The 17,200-nt window shown below is 73.1% G+C and carries 15 protein-coding genes; 11 read left to right on the top strand and 4 right to left on the bottom strand.

What is annotated here, in order from left to right:
- Nucleotides 1-175 precede the first annotated feature (175 nt).
- From ACFVDM_RS34645 to ACFVDM_RS34655, 3 genes are all read left to right on the top strand, one after another.
- Complete coding sequence (locus tag ACFVDM_RS34645; RefSeq protein ID WP_383650100.1) at nt 176-1,510, top strand: M20/M25/M40 family metallo-hydrolase; 1,335 nt, start codon at nt 176-178, stop codon at nt 1,508-1,510.
- A gap of 144 nt (nt 1,511-1,654) precedes the next feature.
- Nucleotides 1,655-1,888, top strand: a complete 234-nt coding sequence (chpH, locus tag ACFVDM_RS34650) for a chaplin ChpH (RefSeq protein ID WP_383650102.1) — start codon at nt 1,655-1,657, stop codon at nt 1,886-1,888.
- Nucleotides 1,889-2,025: 137 nt separating this feature from the next.
- Entirely contained in the window at nt 2,026-2,766 is a 741-nt protein-coding gene (locus ACFVDM_RS34655) for a chaplin (protein ID WP_383650105.1), read from the top strand.
- 73 nt (nt 2,767-2,839) lie between these two features.
- On the opposite strand, the gene ACFVDM_RS34660 is transcribed toward ACFVDM_RS34655, so the two are convergent.
- Nucleotides 2,840-3,028, bottom strand: coding sequence for a DUF5703 family protein (locus ACFVDM_RS34660; protein ID WP_383650108.1), 189 nt, complete (start codon nt 3,026-3,028; stop codon nt 2,840-2,842).
- Nucleotides 3,029-3,075: 47 nt separating this feature from the next.
- On the opposite strand from ACFVDM_RS34660, the gene ACFVDM_RS34665 reads away from it, so the two are divergent.
- Nucleotides 3,076-3,732: a hypothetical protein gene (locus tag ACFVDM_RS34665; RefSeq protein WP_383650111.1), complete on the top strand. Its 657-nt coding sequence runs from the start codon at nt 3,076-3,078 to the stop codon at nt 3,730-3,732.
- Nucleotides 3,733-3,792: 60 nt separating this feature from the next.
- Here ACFVDM_RS34665 and ACFVDM_RS34670 read toward each other — a convergent pair whose 3' ends face one another.
- Both ACFVDM_RS34670 and ACFVDM_RS34675 read right to left on the bottom strand, forming a co-directional pair.
- Complete coding sequence (locus tag ACFVDM_RS34670; RefSeq protein ID WP_383650114.1) at nt 3,793-6,048, bottom strand: helix-hairpin-helix domain-containing protein; 2,256 nt, start codon at nt 6,046-6,048, stop codon at nt 3,793-3,795.
- A complete protein-coding gene (locus ACFVDM_RS34675) occupies nt 6,045-7,028 on the bottom strand; it encodes an aldo/keto reductase (protein WP_383650116.1) in 984 nt (327 codons plus the stop codon). Before ACFVDM_RS34675 ends, ACFVDM_RS34670 begins: the two co-directional genes overlap by 4 nt.
- Nucleotides 7,029-7,168: 140 nt before the next feature.
- Between ACFVDM_RS34675 and ACFVDM_RS34680 the strand changes: the two genes are divergently transcribed.
- Both ACFVDM_RS34680 and ACFVDM_RS34685 read left to right on the top strand, forming a co-directional pair.
- On the top strand, nt 7,169-8,218 hold the full coding sequence (locus ACFVDM_RS34680) for an LLM class F420-dependent oxidoreductase (protein ID WP_383650118.1): 1,050 nt from the start codon (nt 7,169-7,171) through the stop codon (nt 8,216-8,218).
- Nucleotides 8,219-8,511: 293 nt separating this feature from the next.
- Complete coding sequence (locus ACFVDM_RS34685; protein WP_383650120.1) at nt 8,512-9,300, top strand: ferritin-like domain-containing protein; 789 nt, start codon at nt 8,512-8,514, stop codon at nt 9,298-9,300.
- Nucleotides 9,301-9,334: 34 nt separating this feature from the next.
- Here ACFVDM_RS34685 and corA read toward each other — a convergent pair whose 3' ends face one another.
- Complete coding sequence (corA, locus tag ACFVDM_RS34690) at nt 9,335-10,321, bottom strand: magnesium/cobalt transporter CorA (protein WP_383650122.1); 987 nt, start codon at nt 10,319-10,321, stop codon at nt 9,335-9,337.
- Between the two features lie 67 nt (nt 10,322-10,388).
- Between corA and ACFVDM_RS34695 the strand changes: the two genes are divergently transcribed.
- The 5 genes from ACFVDM_RS34695 (at nt 10,389) to ACFVDM_RS34715 (ending at nt 17,137) form a co-directional block, all read left to right on the top strand.
- Complete coding sequence (locus tag ACFVDM_RS34695; RefSeq protein ID WP_383650124.1) at nt 10,389-11,099, top strand: histidine phosphatase family protein; 711 nt, start codon at nt 10,389-10,391, stop codon at nt 11,097-11,099.
- 114 nt (nt 11,100-11,213) lie between these two features.
- A complete protein-coding gene (locus ACFVDM_RS34700) occupies nt 11,214-11,804 on the top strand; it encodes a DUF3090 domain-containing protein (RefSeq protein WP_020207450.1) in 591 nt (196 codons plus the stop codon).
- Entirely contained in the window at nt 11,768-12,607 is an 840-nt protein-coding gene (locus ACFVDM_RS34705) for an SCO1664 family protein (protein ID WP_383650126.1), read from the top strand. The genes ACFVDM_RS34700 and ACFVDM_RS34705 overlap by 37 nt, the downstream gene beginning before the upstream one ends.
- Nucleotides 12,608-12,747: 140 nt before the next feature.
- Nucleotides 12,748-13,977 (top strand): cysteine--1-D-myo-inosityl 2-amino-2-deoxy-alpha-D-glucopyranoside ligase, encoded by a 1,230-nt coding sequence (gene mshC / locus ACFVDM_RS34710; RefSeq protein WP_383650128.1) that lies wholly within the window; start codon nt 12,748-12,750, stop codon nt 13,975-13,977.
- 109 nt (nt 13,978-14,086) lie between these two features.
- Nucleotides 14,087-17,137 (top strand): NPCBM/NEW2 domain-containing protein, encoded by a 3,051-nt coding sequence (locus tag ACFVDM_RS34715; protein WP_383650130.1) that lies wholly within the window; start codon nt 14,087-14,089, stop codon nt 17,135-17,137.
- Nucleotides 17,138-17,200 lie beyond the last annotated feature (63 nt).

Consider the following 17,200-nt stretch of genomic DNA (forward strand, 5'->3'; position numbering starts at 1 on the left):
GTCTCGCGGGCCTCGCCCGTTCCGACGTGGAAAACCATAGCAAACAATGCGGGGTGCTCGATCACGCCCCGGTGGGTGCGACGGACCCGTGACGGCAGGGCGGGCGCCCTTGGGTCCTCGGGCCCGGCGCGGGAGGATGAGGGGGAGCACCACAGCGACAGTGGAAGGAACCAGCGTGAGCGAGACCAAAGCGGCCAGGACCGGCTCCGGCGTCAGTGCGGAGAGCGAGGTCGTCGACCTCTGTCGTGACCTGATCAGGATCGACACCAGCAACTACGGGGACCACTCGGGGCCGGGGGAGCGGGCGGCGGCCGAGTACGTCGCGGAGCAGCTCGCCGAGGTCGGGCTGGAACCGAAGATCTTCGAGTCCCACAAGGGGCGCGCCTCGACGGTGGCGCGGATCGAGGGCGAGGACCCCTCCAGGCCCGCCCTGCTCATCCACGGCCACACCGACGTCGTCCCGGCCAACGCGCACGACTGGACGCACCACCCGTTCTCCGGGGAGATCGCGGACGGCTGCGTATGGGGCCGGGGTGCGGTCGACATGAAGGACATGGACGCGATGACGCTCGCCGTCGTGCGCGACCGGATGCGCAGCGGCCGCAAGCCCCCGCGCGACATCGTGCTCGCCTTCCTCGCGGACGAGGAGGCCGGCGGGACGTACGGGGCCCGCTTCCTCGTCGACAAGCACCCGGACCTCTTCGAGGGCGTCACCGAGGCCATCGGCGAGGTCGGCGGCTTCTCGTTCACCGTCAACGAGAACCTGCGCCTCTACCTCGTGGAGACCGCGCAGAAGGGCATGCACTGGATGCGGCTGACCGTGGAGGGCACGGCCGGTCACGGCTCGATGACCAACGACGACAACGCGATCACGGAGCTGTGCGAGGCCGTCGGGCGGCTCGGCCGGCACACCTGGCCGGTGCGGGTCACCAAGACCGTCCGCTCGTTCCTGGACGAGCTGTCCGACGCGCTGGGCACCCCGCTGGACCCCGAGGACATGGACGCCACCCTCGCGAAGCTCGGCGGGATCGCCAAGATGGTCGGCGCCACGCTGCGCAACTCCGCGGCGCCCACCATGCTCGGCGCGGGCTACAAGGTGAACGTGATCCCCGGCCAGGCGACCGCCCACGTCGACGGCCGCTTCCTGCCGGGGTACGAGCAGGAGTTCCTGGCCGACCTCGACCGGATCCTCGGCCCGCGCGTGCGCCGCGAGGACGTGCACGGGGACAAGGCGCTGGAGACCGACTTCGACGGCGCCCTGGTCGACGCCATGCAGATCGCGTTGAAGGCCGAGGACCCGATCGCCCGCGCGGTGCCGTACATGCTCTCCGGCGGCACGGACGCCAAGTCCTTCGACGACCTGGGGATCCGCTGCTTCGGCTTCGCCCCGCTCCAGCTCCCGCCGGAGCTGGACTTCGCCGGGATGTTCCACGGCGTGGACGAGAGGGTGCCGGTGGAGGGGCTGAAGTTCGGCGCCCGCGTCCTGGACCGGTTCATCGACCACAGCTGACATCCAGGGCAATAATCGCCAGCCTGTACGTACCTGACCGGAACGAGTGAAAGGGGTGGATCACACGTAGCCCGGTTACCTCTTCCTCGTTACAGGTGATGCGGTCCGCGGCTGGGACCGCATTGCCAACGAGGAGGAATTTCAATGATCAAGAAGATCGTCGCCGCTGCGGCTGTCACCGGTGGTCTGGTGCTCGCGGGTGCCGGCATGGCCGTCGCCGACTCGGGTGCCCAGGGTGCCGCCATCGGCAGCCCCGGCGTGATCTCGGGCAACACGATCCAGGTTCCCGTCCACGTTCCGGTGAACGTGTGCGGCAACACGATCTCCGTGATCGGGCTGCTGAACCCGGCCTTCGGCAACACCTGCGTCAACGCCTGACGTCGTGCGTCAACCCGTAAGGGTTTGAGCCCGTTCGGCCCCGGAGCACACGCCATGTGCTCCGGGGCCGTCGGGTCCTTTGCCCCCGCACGTCGAGTCCGGGGGTATTCCGGAAGGTAGAAGGCAGGAAAGAACCTATGCGACAGGTCACGCGTAAAGGCCTGATGACCATGGCGGCCGCGGGCGGGGTCCTCGCCCTCAGCGGCGGCTACGCGCACGCGGACGCGGGAGCGGTCGGCGGTGCGTCGAATTCCCCGGGGGTGCTGTCTGGGAATTCGGTCCAGATCCCGGTCGAGGTACCGGTCAACGTCTGCGGCAACTCGGTGAGTGTCGTGGGACTCCTCAACCCGGCGATGGGCAACGCCTGCGCCAACGGCTCGGACAGTGCGTCCGGCCGGCACGGGGGGAAGGCCGGGGACACCGGCAGCCACGCGACCGGCGGCGACCGGGGAGCCCAGACGGGCACCGGAAGGCACCGGGGCCGCAGCGGCGACAACGGAGGCGGAGCGAGCGCACAGGGCCACACCCAGGGCTCGCCCGGACTGCTCTCGGGCAACCAGATCCAGGTGCCCGTCGACATCCCCGTCAACGCCTGCGGGAACGACATCACCATCGTGGGACTGCTCAACTCCACATCGGGCAACACCTGCGAGAACGGCAGCACCCCGGAGCCGGAGCCGGTCCCCCCGGTCCGGCACGTGACGCCGCCGGAGCCGCCCACCGTTCCGAACACGCCCCGGCCGCAGACGCTGCCGGCGAGCACCCCGCAGCTCGCGCACACCGGCGCGGGCGGTCTGGACACGCTCGTCCCGGCGAGCGCCGGACTGCTGCTGGCGGGCGTCGGCACGGTGCTGTACCGCCGCTCCAGGGCCGCCTAGGAGCGGTCCGCCGGACGGCGGAGAAGAGACGAGGAAGCGAACGGGCCCCGCGGCAGCGGGGCCCGTTCCGCTGTCACCAGGTGGCCCGTAGCTGGCGGATGATCCGCCGCCTCAGCCGGACCCGGCGGCTGCCGTCGAGGCGCAGGGTGAGTCGGTCCAACTCCCAGTGCCCGTACTCGGCATGGTCGGTCAACAGGCGGGTCGTGTCCTTCCGGGACACCCCGCGCGGCACGTACACATCGACAAATTCGTATTCCGGCATCGCATCTATTGTGCGGGCACGGGCCCGGTACGGATAGCGTCTGCCCTATGTCTGATGCTGCGCAGCCCACCGCTGCCGAGGTACGCGCCGCCGCCGACGCGGTCAAAGCCGCGATCGACCACCACCTCGCGGCGGTCGAACGCCGGACCGGGGACGACGACCCCGCTGTCTACGACGCGTTCAACGCACTGGCCGCCGCCGCCGAGGCCTACGACGAACTCCTCTACGACCGCCACGACGAGGTCACCCCGTTCGAGATCCCGGGGGTGGACGACTCTCTGCCGCCCTACGGCGGCCCCGAGGAGCCGAACGCGCTCAGTGTGCTGATCCGTCGCGACTACGCCGTCGTGGAGCCGCAGCGCCTGCTCGCCCAGGCACAGCGGCTGGCCGACGCCGACCCGGAGGGGCACGCCGGGAGCCCGGCCGGGGTCGGCGGCAGCGTCCATGCCGCGCTCGGGGTGCTCTTCGGGGAGTACGAGCCGGACGAGATCGCCTCCAGGCACACGGAGTTCGGGCTGGAGGAGGGCGACTCCACGCTCTGGGTCGCGGCGGCCGAGGAGCTGCCGGAACCGGGGGAGTGGCTGGGCGCCCCCTTCGAGGACACGGACCCGCAGCTCGTGGTCTGCCGCTTCGACGTCAGCTCCGTCTTCGACGAGGACGACCTCGACGAGGAACTGGACGGGCTGGCCGGCGACCGGGCCTGAGACGTTCCCGAGGAGTCGGCCGGGGCCGGGGGCGCGTGAGGCGCTCCCGGCCCCGCGCCGTCAGCTCCCCGAGGTCTCCAGCAGCGCGCGCAGCCGGGTGGTGCGGTCCTGGCCCGCTGCCCCGGCCACGGCACGGGGCAGCGCCTGGTCCACTCCGTGCACCACGGACAGATGCCGCTCACCGCGGCCGAACGCCGTGTAGACCCACCGGCGGCTCAGGCCCTGCGCCGCGTCCCCGGGGAGCACGACGACGACGGCGGGCCAGCGCATCCCCGCCGCCTGGTGGGCGCTGAGCGCCCAGGCGTGCCGCACGGACGCCGCCACCCGCTCCTGCGGGACGACGACGGGGCTGCCCGCGCAGTCCAGGTTCAGCCCCTCCGCGTCGGCCGAGACCACCACGCCCGGCACCGTCCGGCCGGGAGCCGGGACATGCGCCACCCGGTCCCCCGGATCGAAGCCGGCGAAGCGGCCGGGGCCCGGGTTGAGCCGCTGCTTCAGCGCCTCGTTCAGCGCCCGCGTGCCCGCCGGACCGCCGTGCCCGACGGTGATCACCTGGGTGTCCGAGGCGGGCACCCCGAGCGCGCGCGGCACCGAGTCGGCGACCAGCTGCACCGTGCGGTGCACCGCCTCTCCCGCGTCGCGCACCGGCACGATCACGACCTCCTTGCCGGGCGCCTCCACCTGGTTCAGCTCCCCGATGCCGATACCGGAGACCAACTCGCCGATCGGGCCCGGGTCCGGGGTCCGCGAGACCACCTGCGGGCAGGCGCGGGCGGCCAGCACATCGGCGAACACCCGCCCCGCGCCGGCCGAGCCCAGCACACCGGGGTCGCCGCTGAGCACCAGGCGGGCACCGTCGGCCAGCGACTCCACCAGCATCGCGCCCGTCTCCACGTCCAGCTGCGGGGCGTCCAGCACGACGAGCAGATCGACGCGGAGCGCGCCCTCCTCGTCCCGGCCGGGACCCTCGGCGCCGGAGAGCAGCCCCGCGAGGGTGACGGCCGCCGCCGGGTCGCCGACCGCCTCGGCCAGCCGGCGCCGTCCGTCCGCGCTGTGCGTGGCGCCCAGGGCGCGCAGGCCGAGGCCGGCGGCCGCGGTGATCAGGGCGGCGGGCTCGGCGCGGGCGGCCTCGCCGCCCGTGTGCGCGACCAGGGCATGGGCCGCGGCCGCGCGGATCAGCTCGGCGGCCGAGGGGGAGGGGGCCGCGGCGGTCGCGTCCGACCAGTCGGCGTCCTTCTCCCCGGCGTTGGCCAGCCGGGCGAGTCCGTCGGCCAGGCTCTCCTCCGCCAGGGCGTACCGGTCGAGGCCGAGGAGGACCTGCACGGGCCGTGCGTCGGCCGCTTCGGCCTCCTGCCCCACGTCCTCCTCACCGTCCTCGCCGGCCCGGTCGTCCGCTCCGTCCTGGAAGACCAGGACGACGCCTTCGGCGACCGCGTGCTGCACGGCGGCGTCGGGGTCGCCCACGGTGCGCTCGGCGAGCGCGGCGCGCACCCGCTCCGCGTCCAGCGCGGTGTGCCCCTGGAGCGCGGCGCGCTCCAGCAGCCAGCCGACCAGGGCCGCGGTGCGCCGCTCGTCGTCGGGCCCGCAGGAGGCGCCCAGCAGGGCGCGGGCGAAGCCGTCGGCCTGCTCGGGCCCGACACCCGGCAGGGCCAGCAGCCGCCAGGGGTCGGCGCGCAGCGCCTCGTCGGCCCGCTCCCCCAGGGCGAGGGCGGCCGGGGCGGCCAGGGCGGCGGGCGCCCCGCCCTCGGTCAGCACGGCGGCCACGGCCGTGACGGCCTCCGGTGCCGCCTCCCGGGGCACGGGAACGGCCTCGGGGGCCGGGGCGCGCACCGGCGCGGGCGCGGGGACGCTGCGGCGGGCCGGTGCCGGGGCGGGGGAGTCGAAGAACGCGGCGCCGGGCTTCTCACCGCTCTCCACGGCACGCACCGCGGCCAGCAGATCAGCCGCCGGCCCGCTCAGCTTCGCCCCCGAGTCGATCGGTCCGGCCTTCTCGGCCTTGCGCTTCTCGATCCGCTCCCGCAGCTCGCGCTGGGCGGCCAGCTCGGCCTCCGCCTCGGAGAGCCCGGCGGCCCCGTCGGCGGCGCCCGGCTCCGTGCCCGAGTCGGTGTCCGTGCCGGGGTCGGCGTCCGTGCTCGGCTCCGTGCCCGCGTCGGCGTTCGTGCCCGGGTCCGGTTGCGTGGCGGCGTCCGCACCCGCCCCGGGGGCCGTCGCCTCCTCGCCGGCGGCGGCCTCCGTCCCGGGTGCGGCGGCGGGCTCGTCGGCGACGTCGTCGTCGGCGACGGGGCCGGGGGACTCCCCCCGGGGAAGCGCAGTCACAGCGTGCTCCAGTCCTGGTCGGGATAGCGGTGCACGGGCGCCGACACATCGTCGAGCGCCTGGCAGATCTCGTCAGGAAGACTAAGGGTCTCCACTGACAATGCCTCCGCCAGCTGCCGCGCGTTGCGCGCTCCTATGATCGGCGCGACCACGCCCGGCCGGTCCCGCACCCAGGCCAGCGCCACCTGGAGCGGGGTGCTGGCCAGCCCGTCGGCCGCCGTGGAGACGGCGTCGACGATGCGGCTCGCCGCGTCGTCGAGATACGGCTCGACGAAGGGGGCCAGCAGCTCGGAGGCGCCGCGCGAGTCGGCGGGGGTGCCCGTGCGGTACTTGCCGGTCAGCACGCCCCGGCCCAGCGGGGACGAGGGCAGCAGCCCCACCCCGAGGTCCAGCGCGGCCGGCAGCACCTCGCGCTCCACGCCCCGCTGGAGCAGTGAGTACTCCATCTGCGTACTGGCGATCCGGGTGCGCGCGCCGGGCGCGGCGAGCTGCCAGGTGGCGGCCTTGGCCAGCTGCCATCCGCAGAAGTTCGACACGCCCGCGTACCGGGCGCGGCCGCTGGAGACGGCGAGGTCCAGGGCGTGCAGCGTCTCGTCCAGCGGGGTCTGCGGATCGAAGGCGTGCACCTGCCAGAGGTCCACGTGGTCGGTGCCGAGCCGGGCGAGCGAGGCGTCCAGGGCTGCGAGCAGATGGCCGCGCGAGGCGTCGAACCTGCGGTACGGATCGGCGACGCTGCCGGCCTTGGTGGCGATGACCAGATCGCGCCGGGGCACCAGCCCCTCGACGAGACGCCCCAGCAGGTATTCGGCCTCGCCCCCGCCGTACACGTCGGCGGTGTCGACGAGCGTGCCGCCCGCCTCCCAGAAGGCCTTCAGCTGCTCGGCAGCGTCGTGCTCGTCGGTGTCGCGGCCCCAGGTGAGGGTGCCGAGCCCGATCCGGGACACTCGAAGGCCGGTGCGGCCGAGATGCCTCTGCTCCATGGGCGCTGAGATTACTGGCCAGAGCCCCACGCGGAGCAGGCCTGTGGACAACCGGCGCCCGGACGGCCCCTGCCGCATCGCGGTTCCGCGCGCTAGAGTCCGGAACACAGGGACGTTACTGATCAGTAAGGGGAGCGGCTATGCGGCTCGGCATCAATCTCGGTTACTGGGGCGCCGGAATGGACGGCGACAACCTCGCCGTCGCGCAGGAGGCGGACCGGCTCGGCTACGACGTCTGCTGGGCGGCCGAGGCCTACGGCTCCGACGCGCCGACCGTGCTCTCCTGGGTCGCCGCGCAGACCGAGTCCATCGACGTCGGCTCCGCGATCATGCAGATCCCGGCCCGCCAGCCCGCCATGACGGCGATGACGGCGGCCACCCTCGACTCCCTCTCCGGCGGCCGCTTCCGCCTCGGCCTCGGTGTTTCGGGCCCGCAGGTCTCCGAGGGCTGGTACGGCGTCACCTTCGACAAGCCGCTCGCCCGCACCCGGGAGTACGTCGAGATCGTCCGCAAGGCGATGAGCCGCGAGCGGCTGTCGTACGAGGGGCGGCACTGGACGCTCCCGCTGCCGGGCGGGCCGGGCAAGCCGCTCAAGCTGACCGTCCACCCCGAGCGCGAGCACATCCCGCTCTACATCGCCGCCATCGGCCCGAAGAACCTGGAGCAGACCGGCGAGATCGCCGACGGCGCCCTGCTGATCTTCCCGTCCGCCGAGCACCTGGAGGAGACCGCGATCAGCCCCCTGCGGGCCGGCCGGGAGAAGGCCGGGAAGACGATGGAGGGCTTCGACGTCTGCCCGACCGTCCCGCTCGCCGTCGGCGACGACATCCACGGCCTCGCGGACATGTTCCGTCCCTACACCGCGCTGTACGTCGGCGGCATGGGCAGCGCCAAGCAGAACTTCTACAACCGGCTCGCCCAGCGCATGGGGTACGAGAAGGAGGCCGCCGAGATCCAGGAGAAGTACCTCTCCGGGGACAAGAACGGCGCCGCCGCGGCCGTCCCGCACCAGCTGATCGACCAGACCACGCTGCTCGGACCGGTGGAGCGCATCGCCGAGCGCATGCAGGCGTACGCGGAGGTGGGGGTCACGACGCTGACGCTCGCCCCGGCCGGGTTCACGCTCGACGAGCGGATCGCCGCGCTGCGGGCCGGCACGGACGCGCTGGAGAGCGCCGGGCTCGCCTGACGGACGGTCGCGATGCCGAGGGGCTTCGGTCCGGACCGTGCCGGGCTCGCGCCCGGTCCGGACGGCAGGCCCCGCGGCCGTGGTGGGGGCTCGGGGGTCTTCCCCGCCACGGCCGTCACGGGGAACAACGCCGTCGCGGACGCGGGGTCACGGGCAGTGCGGAAACGATTTGCCCGGGGCGGCGCGGGGCTGACCCCGCCCGTTCGGCCCAGTCCGGGGCCGCTCGTGTTGCCCACCGGAGCGGAGCGCATTTGACTGGCGCTCGGCGGACGGCCGGTACGGAGGTGGCAGCGATGCTCTCGGCAAAGAACCTGTTCCAGGAGATCCTCGACGACGACGAGTCGTTCCGGCTGTTCTGTTCGATCGCGGCCAGCGGGGAGTCCCAGGGCGGCTGGGAGAACGGCCGCATCGCGGCTCTCGTGCCCGAGAGCCAGCGTGCCCTGGCCCCCAGGATCACCCGGCACGGCGCCGACGAGGACAAGCACGGCCGGATCTTCAACGCCCTGCTCAAGAAGCGCGGGCTCACCCCCGCCGAGGTCCCCGGCGACACCGACTACACCATGCTCCTGGAGCGCCACGGCATCGGACTGGCCCACGCGCGGCTGGGCCGGGAGGAACCCCTCACCGAGCGCGACATCATCACCTACCTCGCGCACAGCCGGGTGACCGAGCAGCGGGCCTCCGAGCAGATGCGGCTGCTGCGCAAGTACTTCGCCGACCACCCCGACCTGGGCCGCGCGGTGAAGATGATCTCCAACGACGAGGACAACCACCTCGCCTACTGCCACGAGGAACTGCTCCGCTTCGCGGCGGCCGGCCACGGCCGGACCATCCAGCGGATCCTGCGCGAGTGCGCGCTCGCCGAGATCGGCGTCTACCGCGACGTCAGCCTCGCCGTGATGGACCACATGGGCCGCATCCTCGGCTGGTCCCGCGCCAGGGCCGCGGTGCTCGCGGCCGGGATCCACGCCGTGTACGCGTACGAACGGGCCGTCGGCTGGCGGCGCATGGTCAGCCTGGCGCCCCCCGAGCGGCGCGACGCGCTGGGCGGGCCCGCCGTCCCGGCGCCCGAGTTCGCCTGAGCCGCCGCCCCGGGAGCGGTGGCGGCGCGCGGTCTCAGAGCCAGCCGCGGCGTTTGAACTGGCGGTAGAGCCCCAGGACCGCGCCCGCCATCAGCAGCACCACCGCCGGATAGGCCCAGATCCAGTCCAGCTCCGGCATGTGCTGGAAGTTCATCCCGTAGATCCCCGCGACCATCGTCGGCACGGCGGCCATCGCCGCCCACGCCGAGATCTTGCGCATGTCGTCGTTCTGCCGCACCCCCATCTGCGCGAGATGTGCGGACAGGATGTCGGACAGCAGCCGGTCCAGCCCCTCCACCTGCTCGTTGGCGCGCGTCAGATGGTCCTGCACATCGCGGAAGAAAGGCTGCGACCGCGCGGGGACGAAGGGCACGCCCGCGCTCGCCAGCCGCGCCATCGGAGCGGCCAGCGGGACCGCCGCCCGGCGGAACTCCAGCACCTGGCGCTTGAAGGTGTAGATGCGGGCCGCGGTGTTCTTCGCGTCCCCGGAACCGCTCGGGGCGAAGACCTGGGTCTCCAGCTCCTCCAGGTCGACCTGGAGTTCGCCCGCCACGTCGATGTAGTGGTCCACGATCGCGTCGCTGATCGCGTACAGCACCGCCGTCGGACCGTGCCGGAGCACCTCCGGCTCCGCCTCCAGGCGCCGGCGCACCGCGGCCAGCGGCGCCCCCTCGCCGTGCCGGACCGTCACCACGAACGAGTCGCCGATGAAGATCATCAGCTCGTCCGCGCTCACCGAGTCGCTGTCGTGGTCGTAGACGATCGGTTTGATCACCGCGAACAACGAGTCGTCGTAGACCTCCAGCTTGGGCCGCTGGTGGGCCGAGAGGGCGTCCTCCACCGCCAGCGGATGCAGCCCGAACTCACTGCTGACCCGGTCGAACTCCTTCTCCGTGGGCTCGTGCAGACCGATCCACAGGAACGCGTCCCCGCTCGCCCGCGCCTCGTCCAGGGCGTCGGAGAAGTCGTCGGGGCCGGCCGTACGGCGGCCCTCCCGGTAGATGGCGCAGTCCACGATCACGCGCGCATTCTCCCCCGCCCCGGTCCGCCGCGCACCCTCTGCGGCGCCCCGGCCTACGCTGGCGGGTATGCCCACCCTGATCCTCGTACGCCACGGACGCTCCACCGCCAACACCTCCGGGCTGCTCGCCGGCCGCACCCCCGGGGTCGCGCTCGACGAGCGCGGCGCCGCCCAGGCCGCCGCCCTGCCCGGACGCCTGGCGGCCCTGCCCCTCGCCGCCGCCGTGAGCAGCCCCCTCCAGCGCTGTCGCGAGACGCTCGCCCCCCTGCTCGCCGCCCGGCCGGAACTGGCTTCGCACACCGAGGAGCGGATCAACGAGTGCGACTACGGCGACTGGTCGGGGCGGAAACTCGCCGAGCTCAACGACGAACCGCTCATGAAGGTCGTGCAGCAGCACCCCTCCGCCGCCGCGTTCCCGGGCGGCGAGTCGATGCGCGCGATGCAGGCCCGCGCGGTCGACGCGGTCCGCGACTGGAACGCCCGGATCGAGGCGGAGCACGGGGAGAACGCCGTGTACGTGATGTGCTCCCACGGCGACATCATCAAGTCCCTCGTCGCCGACGCGCTCGGACTGCACCTGGACCTCTTCCAGCGCATCCACGCCGACCCCTGCTCGGTCACCGCGATCCGCTACACCGGGCTGCGGCCGTTCCTGCTGCGGCTCGGCGACACCGGTGACCTGGCCGGCCTCGCGCCCCGCGACCCCGGCCCCGACGCCGGCGCGGGGGCGGGCGGCGAGGGCCACGCGGCGGTCGGCGGCGGCGCTGGGGCGCCGTGATCGCTCCGCGCAGTAGGGTGGACGCGCCGTAGGCGCCCCGGGGCCGGTCCGCGAGGACTCTCCCCGGGCCCCGGCCGACCCTCATCCGCGCTCAATTCTCAAGGGAGACAGGACGTGTCCCGTCAGGTGTTCCTGTACGACCCCCCGGACCGTTTCGTGGCCGGCACGGTCGGGCTGCCTGGACGCCGTACGTTCTTCCTGCAGGCATCCTCAGGCGGACGTGTCACCAGCGTGGCCCTGGAGAAGACCCAGGTCGCCGCGCTCGCCGAGCGGGTCGACGAACTGCTCGACGAGGTGGTGCGGCGCACCGGGGGGAACTCGCCGGTCCCGGCCGTCGCCCCGATGGACGTCACCGACACCGCCCCGCTCGACGTGCCCGTCGAGGAGGAGTTCCGCGTCGGCACCATGGCGCTGGCCTGGGACGGCGAGGAACAGCGCATGATCGTCGAGGCGCAGGCCCTCGTCGAGCTGGACGCGGACTCCGTCGAGGACCTGGCGGAGGCCGAGGAGCGACTGCTCCAGGACGAGGAGAACGGGCCCCCGATGCTCCGGGTCCGGCTCAGCGGCGCACAGGCCAGGGCGTTCGCCAAGCGCGCCCTCGACGTCGTGAACGCCGGCCGCCCGCCGTGCCCCCTGTGCAGCCTGCCGCTCGATCCGGAAGGACACGTATGCCCGCGCCAGAACGGATACCGTCGCGGAGCCTGAGCGGCTCCGGGGCGCTCGCCCTCCTCGGCGAGGGACGGCTCACCGTCCTCGGCCGGGTCCGCGGGGCGTCCAACGCGGTCCTGTACTGCTCGGTCGCCCTGGACGGCGAGGAGGCCACCTGCGTCTACAAGCCGGTGGCGGGCGAACAGCCGCTCTGGGACTTCCCCGACGGCACCCTCGCCCAGCGCGAGGTCGCCGCGTACGAGATCTCCGAGGCGACCGGCTGGGGCCTGGTCCCGCCCACCGTGCTGCGCGAGGGACCGTACGGGCAGGGCATGTGCCAGCTCTGGATCGAGCCGGCCCCGCAGGAGGACGACGCACCCGGGCTGCTCGCGCTCGTCGAGGACGAGGAGCCGGGACCCGGCTGGAAGGCCGTGGTCCGCGCCGAGGTGGGGGAGGGGCGCACCGCGCTGCTCGTGCACGCGGACGACGACCGGCTGCGCCGGCTCGCGGTGTTCGACGCGGTGATCAACAACGGCGACCGCAAGGGCGGCCATCTGCTGCCCGCCCCGGACGGCCGGCTCTACGGCATCGACCACGGGGTGAGCTTCCACACCGAGGACAAGCTGCGGACCCTGCTCTGGGGCTGGGCAGGGGAGCCGCTGACCGCGGAGGCCACCGAGGTGCTGGACCGGCTGGCCGGCCGGCTGGAGCCCGGGGAGCCGCTGGTCACCCGGCTGGCCGAACTCGTCACACCGGCCGAGACCGAGGCGCTGCGGGCCCGGGTGGCCGCGCTGCGCGCCTCCGGACTGCACCGCGTGCCGAGCGGTGAGTGGCCCTCCATCCCCTGGCCGCCGCTGTGACGGGCGCCCCGCGGGGTCCGCGCGGCCACTGAGACGTACGGGAGGCAGGCACGTTCCGTCCCGGGACGCAAGAGTGCCTCTTCGGACAGGATCCCCCCTCCGGTTCGTATCCGGAAGCGGCGTCCGGTTACGCTCGTGGCATGCATGCCTGGCCCGCTTCTGAGGTCCCCGCCCTGCCCGGCAAGGGCCGCGACCTTCGGATCCACGACACCGCGACCGGCGGACGGATCACCCTTGACCCCGGTCCCGTCGCCCGCATCTACGTCTGCGGCATCACGCCGTACGACGCGACCCACATGGGTCATGCGGCGACCTACAACGCGTTCGACCTCGTACAGCGCGTGTGGCTCGACACCAAGCGGCAGGTCCACTACGTCCAGAACGTGACCGACGTGGACGATCCGCTGCTGGAGCGGGCCGTGCGCGACGGGGAGGACTGGACCGAGCTCGCCGAGCGCGAGACGGCCCTGTTCCGCGAGGACATGACCGCCCTGCGCATGCTTCCGCCGAAGCACTACATCGGAGCCGTCGAGGCGATACCCGGCATCGTGCCGCTCGTCGAACGGCTCCGTGACGCGGGCGCCGCCTACGAACTCGACGGGGACGTGTACTTCTCCGTCGACACCGACCCCCACTTCGGCGAGGTCTCGAACCTCGACGCCGAGGCGATGCGCCTGCTCTCCGCCGAACGCGGCGGCGACCCGGAGCGCCCCGGCAAGAAGAACCCGCTCGACCCGATGCTCTGGATGGCCGCCCGCGAGGGCGAACCCAGCTGGGACGGCGGCTCGCTCGGCGCCGGACGGCCCGGCTGGCACATCGAGTGCGTGGCCATCGCCCTGGACCATCTGGGCATGGGCTTCGACGTCCAGGGCGGCGGCTCCGACCTGGCCTTCCCGCACCACGAGATGGGCGCCTCGCACGCCCAGGTGCTGACCGGTGAGCACCCCTTCGCCCAGGCCTACGTCCACGCCGGCATGGTCGGCCTGGACGGCGAGAAGATGTCCAAGTCCCGGGGCAACCTGGTCTTCGTCTCGGCGCTGCGCCGCGACGGCGTGGACCCGGCGGCGATCCGCCTGGCCCTGCTCTCCCACCACTACCGCTCCGACTGGGAGTGGACCGACCAGGTGCTCGCCGACGCCGTGGCGCGGCTCGCCCGCTGGCGCGCGGCGGTCTCGCGCCCCGACGGGCTGCCGGCCGACGCACTCGTCGAGGAGGTCCGCGCGGCGCTCGCCGACGACCTGGACGCACCGGCCGCGCTGGCCGCCGTCGACCGCTGGGCCGAGCGCCAGACCGCCGGGGGCGGGGACGACGAGGGTGCGCCCGGTCTCGTCTCGCGCACCGTCGACGCCCTGCTCGGTGTCGCGCTGTAACCACCCGCCCCGTCAATCCCCTTCACCGGCCCCGGACTTCTTGACGAAGTTCGGGGCCGGTTCCGTTTTGTCCATGGTCAATTGCTTGATGCTGCGCTAAAAGCGCTCTATGCAATCATCAACGCGCATCAGAGGAGCAGTAGTTGCCACGCTGCTGGGTCTGCTCGCGGCGCTCCCGGGGCCGGGCGGCGCCCAGGCCGCCGAGCCGCCGGACCCGGCCGCCACGACCGTCGGCGCCGTCACCGGATTCACCGCCGACGGGCCCGTCTACCGGCTGAGCGCCGGGGCCGCGCGGGCCCGGGTCAGCTTCGTCTCCGAGGAGACCTTCCGGATCGAACTCGCCCCGGACGGCACGTTCGAGGACCCGGCCGGCGACGCCATCGTGCTGCCGCAGGGCACCCCGCCCCGGACCCGGTGGAGCGAGCGGGGCGACCGCTACGAGCTGTCGACCGGCAAGGTCACGCTGCGTGCCTACAAGTCGCCGCTGCGCTTCGCCCTGTACCGGGCCGACGGCACCCGCGTCTGGTCCGAGTCCAAGGGCCTCAGCTGGGACGCCGGGCAGACCACCCAGACCCTGGCCCGGGGCGCCGACGAGCAGTTCTACGGGGCCGGCATGCAGAACGGGCGGGGCAACACCTCGCACCGCGACAAGACCGTAGAGGTGGGCGTCGACTACGACTGGGACGACGGGGGCCACCCCAACTCGGTGCCCTTCTACCTCTCGTCGGCCGGCTACGGGGTCTTCCGCAACACCTTCGCGCCCGGCACCTACGCCTTCAACGACCCGGTGACCACCAGCGAGAAGGAACGGCGTTTCGACGCCTACTACTTCGCGGGCGACAGCGCCAAGGACGTCATCGGGCAGTACACGCGGCTCACCGGCAAGCCCTTCCTGCCGCCCGTCTACGGAATGGAGATCGGCGACGCCGACTGCTACCTGCACAACGCCAACCGGGGCGAGCGCCACACCCTGGACGCGCTGAAGGTCGCCGACGGCTACGTCGAGAACGACATGCCGAACGGCTGGATGCTCGTCAACGACGGCTACGGCTGCGGCTACGAGAACCTCGCCGAGACCGCCAAGGGCCTCCAGGACCGAGGCATGCAGGCCGGACTGTGGACCGAGGACGGCATCGACAAGCTCGGCGACCAGGTGAAGGCCGGCCAGCGCGTCGCCAAACTGGACGTGGCCTGGGTCGGCGCGGGCTACGAGTTCGCCCTCGACGGCTGCAAGGACGCCTACCGGGGCATCGAGGCCAACAGCGACGCCCGCGGCTTCACCTACGCACCCGAGAGCTGGGCCGGGGCCCAGCGCTGCGGGGTCCAGTGGTCCGGCGACCAGTACGGCACCTGGGACTACATCCGCTGGCAGATCCCGACCTACGCCGGGGCCACCATGTCCGGTCTCGCCTACACCACGGGCGACGTCGACGGCATCTTCGGCGGCAGCGCCAAGACGTACACCCGTGACCTCCAGTGGAAGATGTTCCTGGGGACCACGATGACCATGGACGGCTGGGCCGCCAGCGACAAGCAGCCCTTCCGCTACGGAGAGCCGTACACCTCGATCAACCGCGACTACCTCAAGCTCAAGGAGTCGCTGCTGCCCTACCAGTACTCCTACGCCCACGAGGCGACGAAGACCGGCGTCGGCATGGTCCGGCCCCTCGTCCTGGAGTACCCGGACGACCCGAAGGCCGCTACCGACGCCGCGAAGTACGAGTTCCTGTCGGGCGAGGACTTCCTCGTCGCCCCGGTCTACGAGGACAGCACCGAGCGCGACGGCATCTACCTGCCCAAGGGCACCTGGACCGACTACTGGAGCGGCCGGACGTACCAGGGACCGGTCACCCTCGACGACTACAGCGCCCCGCTCGACACCCTGCCGCTCTTCGTCAGGGGTGGGGCCAGTGTGCCGATGTGGCCGGGCATCCGCTCGTACACGGACCGCACCGCCTCCTCCCCGCTCGCCTGGGACATCTACCCGCAGGGCCGTTCCTCGTTCACGCTGTACGAGGACGACGGCGTGACGCGCGAGCACCGCGACGGTGCCTACGCCACCCAGACCGCCGAGGTCCGCGCGCCCGCCCGGGGCTCCGGTGACGTGACCGTGGACATCGGCGCGAGCAGGGGGACGTTCGACGGCAAGCAGCGCAGCCGCCCGTACGAGTTCACCGTGCACACCGGCTCGGAGCCGAGCGCGGTCCTGCTGAAGGGCACGCTGCCCCGGCTCACCTCCGCCGCCGCGTACGCCAAGGCCGAGCAGGGCTGGTTCTACGACCGGGACGACCGGGGCGGCGTGGTCGAGATCAAGACCGCACCGCTGCCCACGGACCGGACGTTCACCGTGAAGCTCAAGAACGCGAGCGCGGTCGGCGGCCGGAATGCCGCCGCCACCGCCACCGTCTCCGCCCCGCGCGGCCAGGAGACCGGCGCGGGCGCCCCGAGCACCGTCGCCGTCGACGTGACCGCGGGCAGGGCCGACGTCACGGACGCGTCCGTCACGCTCGACGTCCCCGAGGGCTGGCAGGCCGCCCCCGCCGCGACCGTGCAGCGGATACCGGCGGGCACCACCCGCCGCGTCGAGGTGGAGGTCACCCCGGCGAAGGGCGCGAAGGCGGGGGAGTCGCGGCTGACCGCACTCGCGCGCTACCGCTCGGCGGGCGAGTCCCGCACCGCCACCGAGCGGCTGGCGGTCTCCGTCATGCCGGCCCCGCCCACGGGCGAGACCTGGGCGAGCGACATGGAGTGGCTGACCGCGGCCAACGGCTACGGCCCCGCCGAACGCGACCGCAGCAACGGCGAGTCGGGCGCCGCCGACGGCCATCCGCTCACCCTCGCCGGGAAGGTCTACGAGAAGGGGATCGGCACCCACGCCGACTCCGACATCGAGCTCTATCTCGGCGGCCGCTGCTCGGCCCTCACCGCCGACGTCGGGATCGACGACGAGATCAACGGCTACGGGGAGGTGGCGTTCTCCGTCGAGGCGGACGGGAAGGTGCTGTGGACCTCGCCGAAGCTGACGGGGGCCTCGGACACCGTGCCCGTCGACGTGGCCCTCGACGGGGCCCGGCACGTCCGGCTGAAGGTCACCGACACCAACGGGTCCAAGACCGGTGACCACGGCGACTGGGCCGCGGCGCGCTTCACCTGTTCCTGAGCGAAGGCAGGGACACGTTCCCGAGCGACGGCCGGGAAACGGGGGAGCCGGGCGGGTGCGCAC

The organism is Streptomyces sp. NPDC057682 (genome assembly GCF_042799575.1).
Classification (GTDB): Bacteria; Actinomycetota; Actinomycetes; order Streptomycetales; family Streptomycetaceae; genus Streptomyces.

What these genes read in the sequence shown, in the direction of transcription:
- chpH (WP_383650102.1), top strand. Translation starts at nt 1,655, where the DNA reads ATGATCAAGAAGATCGTCGCCGCTGCGGCTGTCACCGGTGGTCTGGTG.
- ACFVDM_RS34655 (WP_383650105.1), top strand. Translation starts at nt 2,026, where the DNA reads ATGCGACAGGTCACGCGTAAAGGCCTGATGACCATGGCGGCCGCGGGC.
- ACFVDM_RS34660 (WP_383650108.1), bottom strand. Translation starts at nt 3,028, where the DNA reads ATGCCGGAATACGAATTTGTCGATGTGTACGTGCCGCGCGGGGTGTCC.
- ACFVDM_RS34665 (WP_383650111.1), top strand. Translation starts at nt 3,076, where the DNA reads ATGTCTGATGCTGCGCAGCCCACCGCTGCCGAGGTACGCGCCGCCGCC.
- ACFVDM_RS34675 (WP_383650116.1), bottom strand. Translation starts at nt 7,028, where the DNA reads ATGGAGCAGAGGCATCTCGGCCGCACCGGCCTTCGAGTGTCCCGGATC.
- ACFVDM_RS34680 (WP_383650118.1), top strand. Translation starts at nt 7,169, where the DNA reads ATGCGGCTCGGCATCAATCTCGGTTACTGGGGCGCCGGAATGGACGGC.
- ACFVDM_RS34685 (WP_383650120.1), top strand. Translation starts at nt 8,512, where the DNA reads ATGCTCTCGGCAAAGAACCTGTTCCAGGAGATCCTCGACGACGACGAG.
- ACFVDM_RS34695 (WP_383650124.1), top strand. Translation starts at nt 10,389, where the DNA reads ATGCCCACCCTGATCCTCGTACGCCACGGACGCTCCACCGCCAACACC.
- ACFVDM_RS34705 (WP_383650126.1), top strand. Translation starts at nt 11,768, where the DNA reads ATGCCCGCGCCAGAACGGATACCGTCGCGGAGCCTGAGCGGCTCCGGG.
- mshC (WP_383650128.1), top strand. Translation starts at nt 12,748, where the DNA reads ATGCATGCCTGGCCCGCTTCTGAGGTCCCCGCCCTGCCCGGCAAGGGC.
- ACFVDM_RS34715 (WP_383650130.1), top strand. Translation starts at nt 14,087, where the DNA reads ATGCAATCATCAACGCGCATCAGAGGAGCAGTAGTTGCCACGCTGCTG.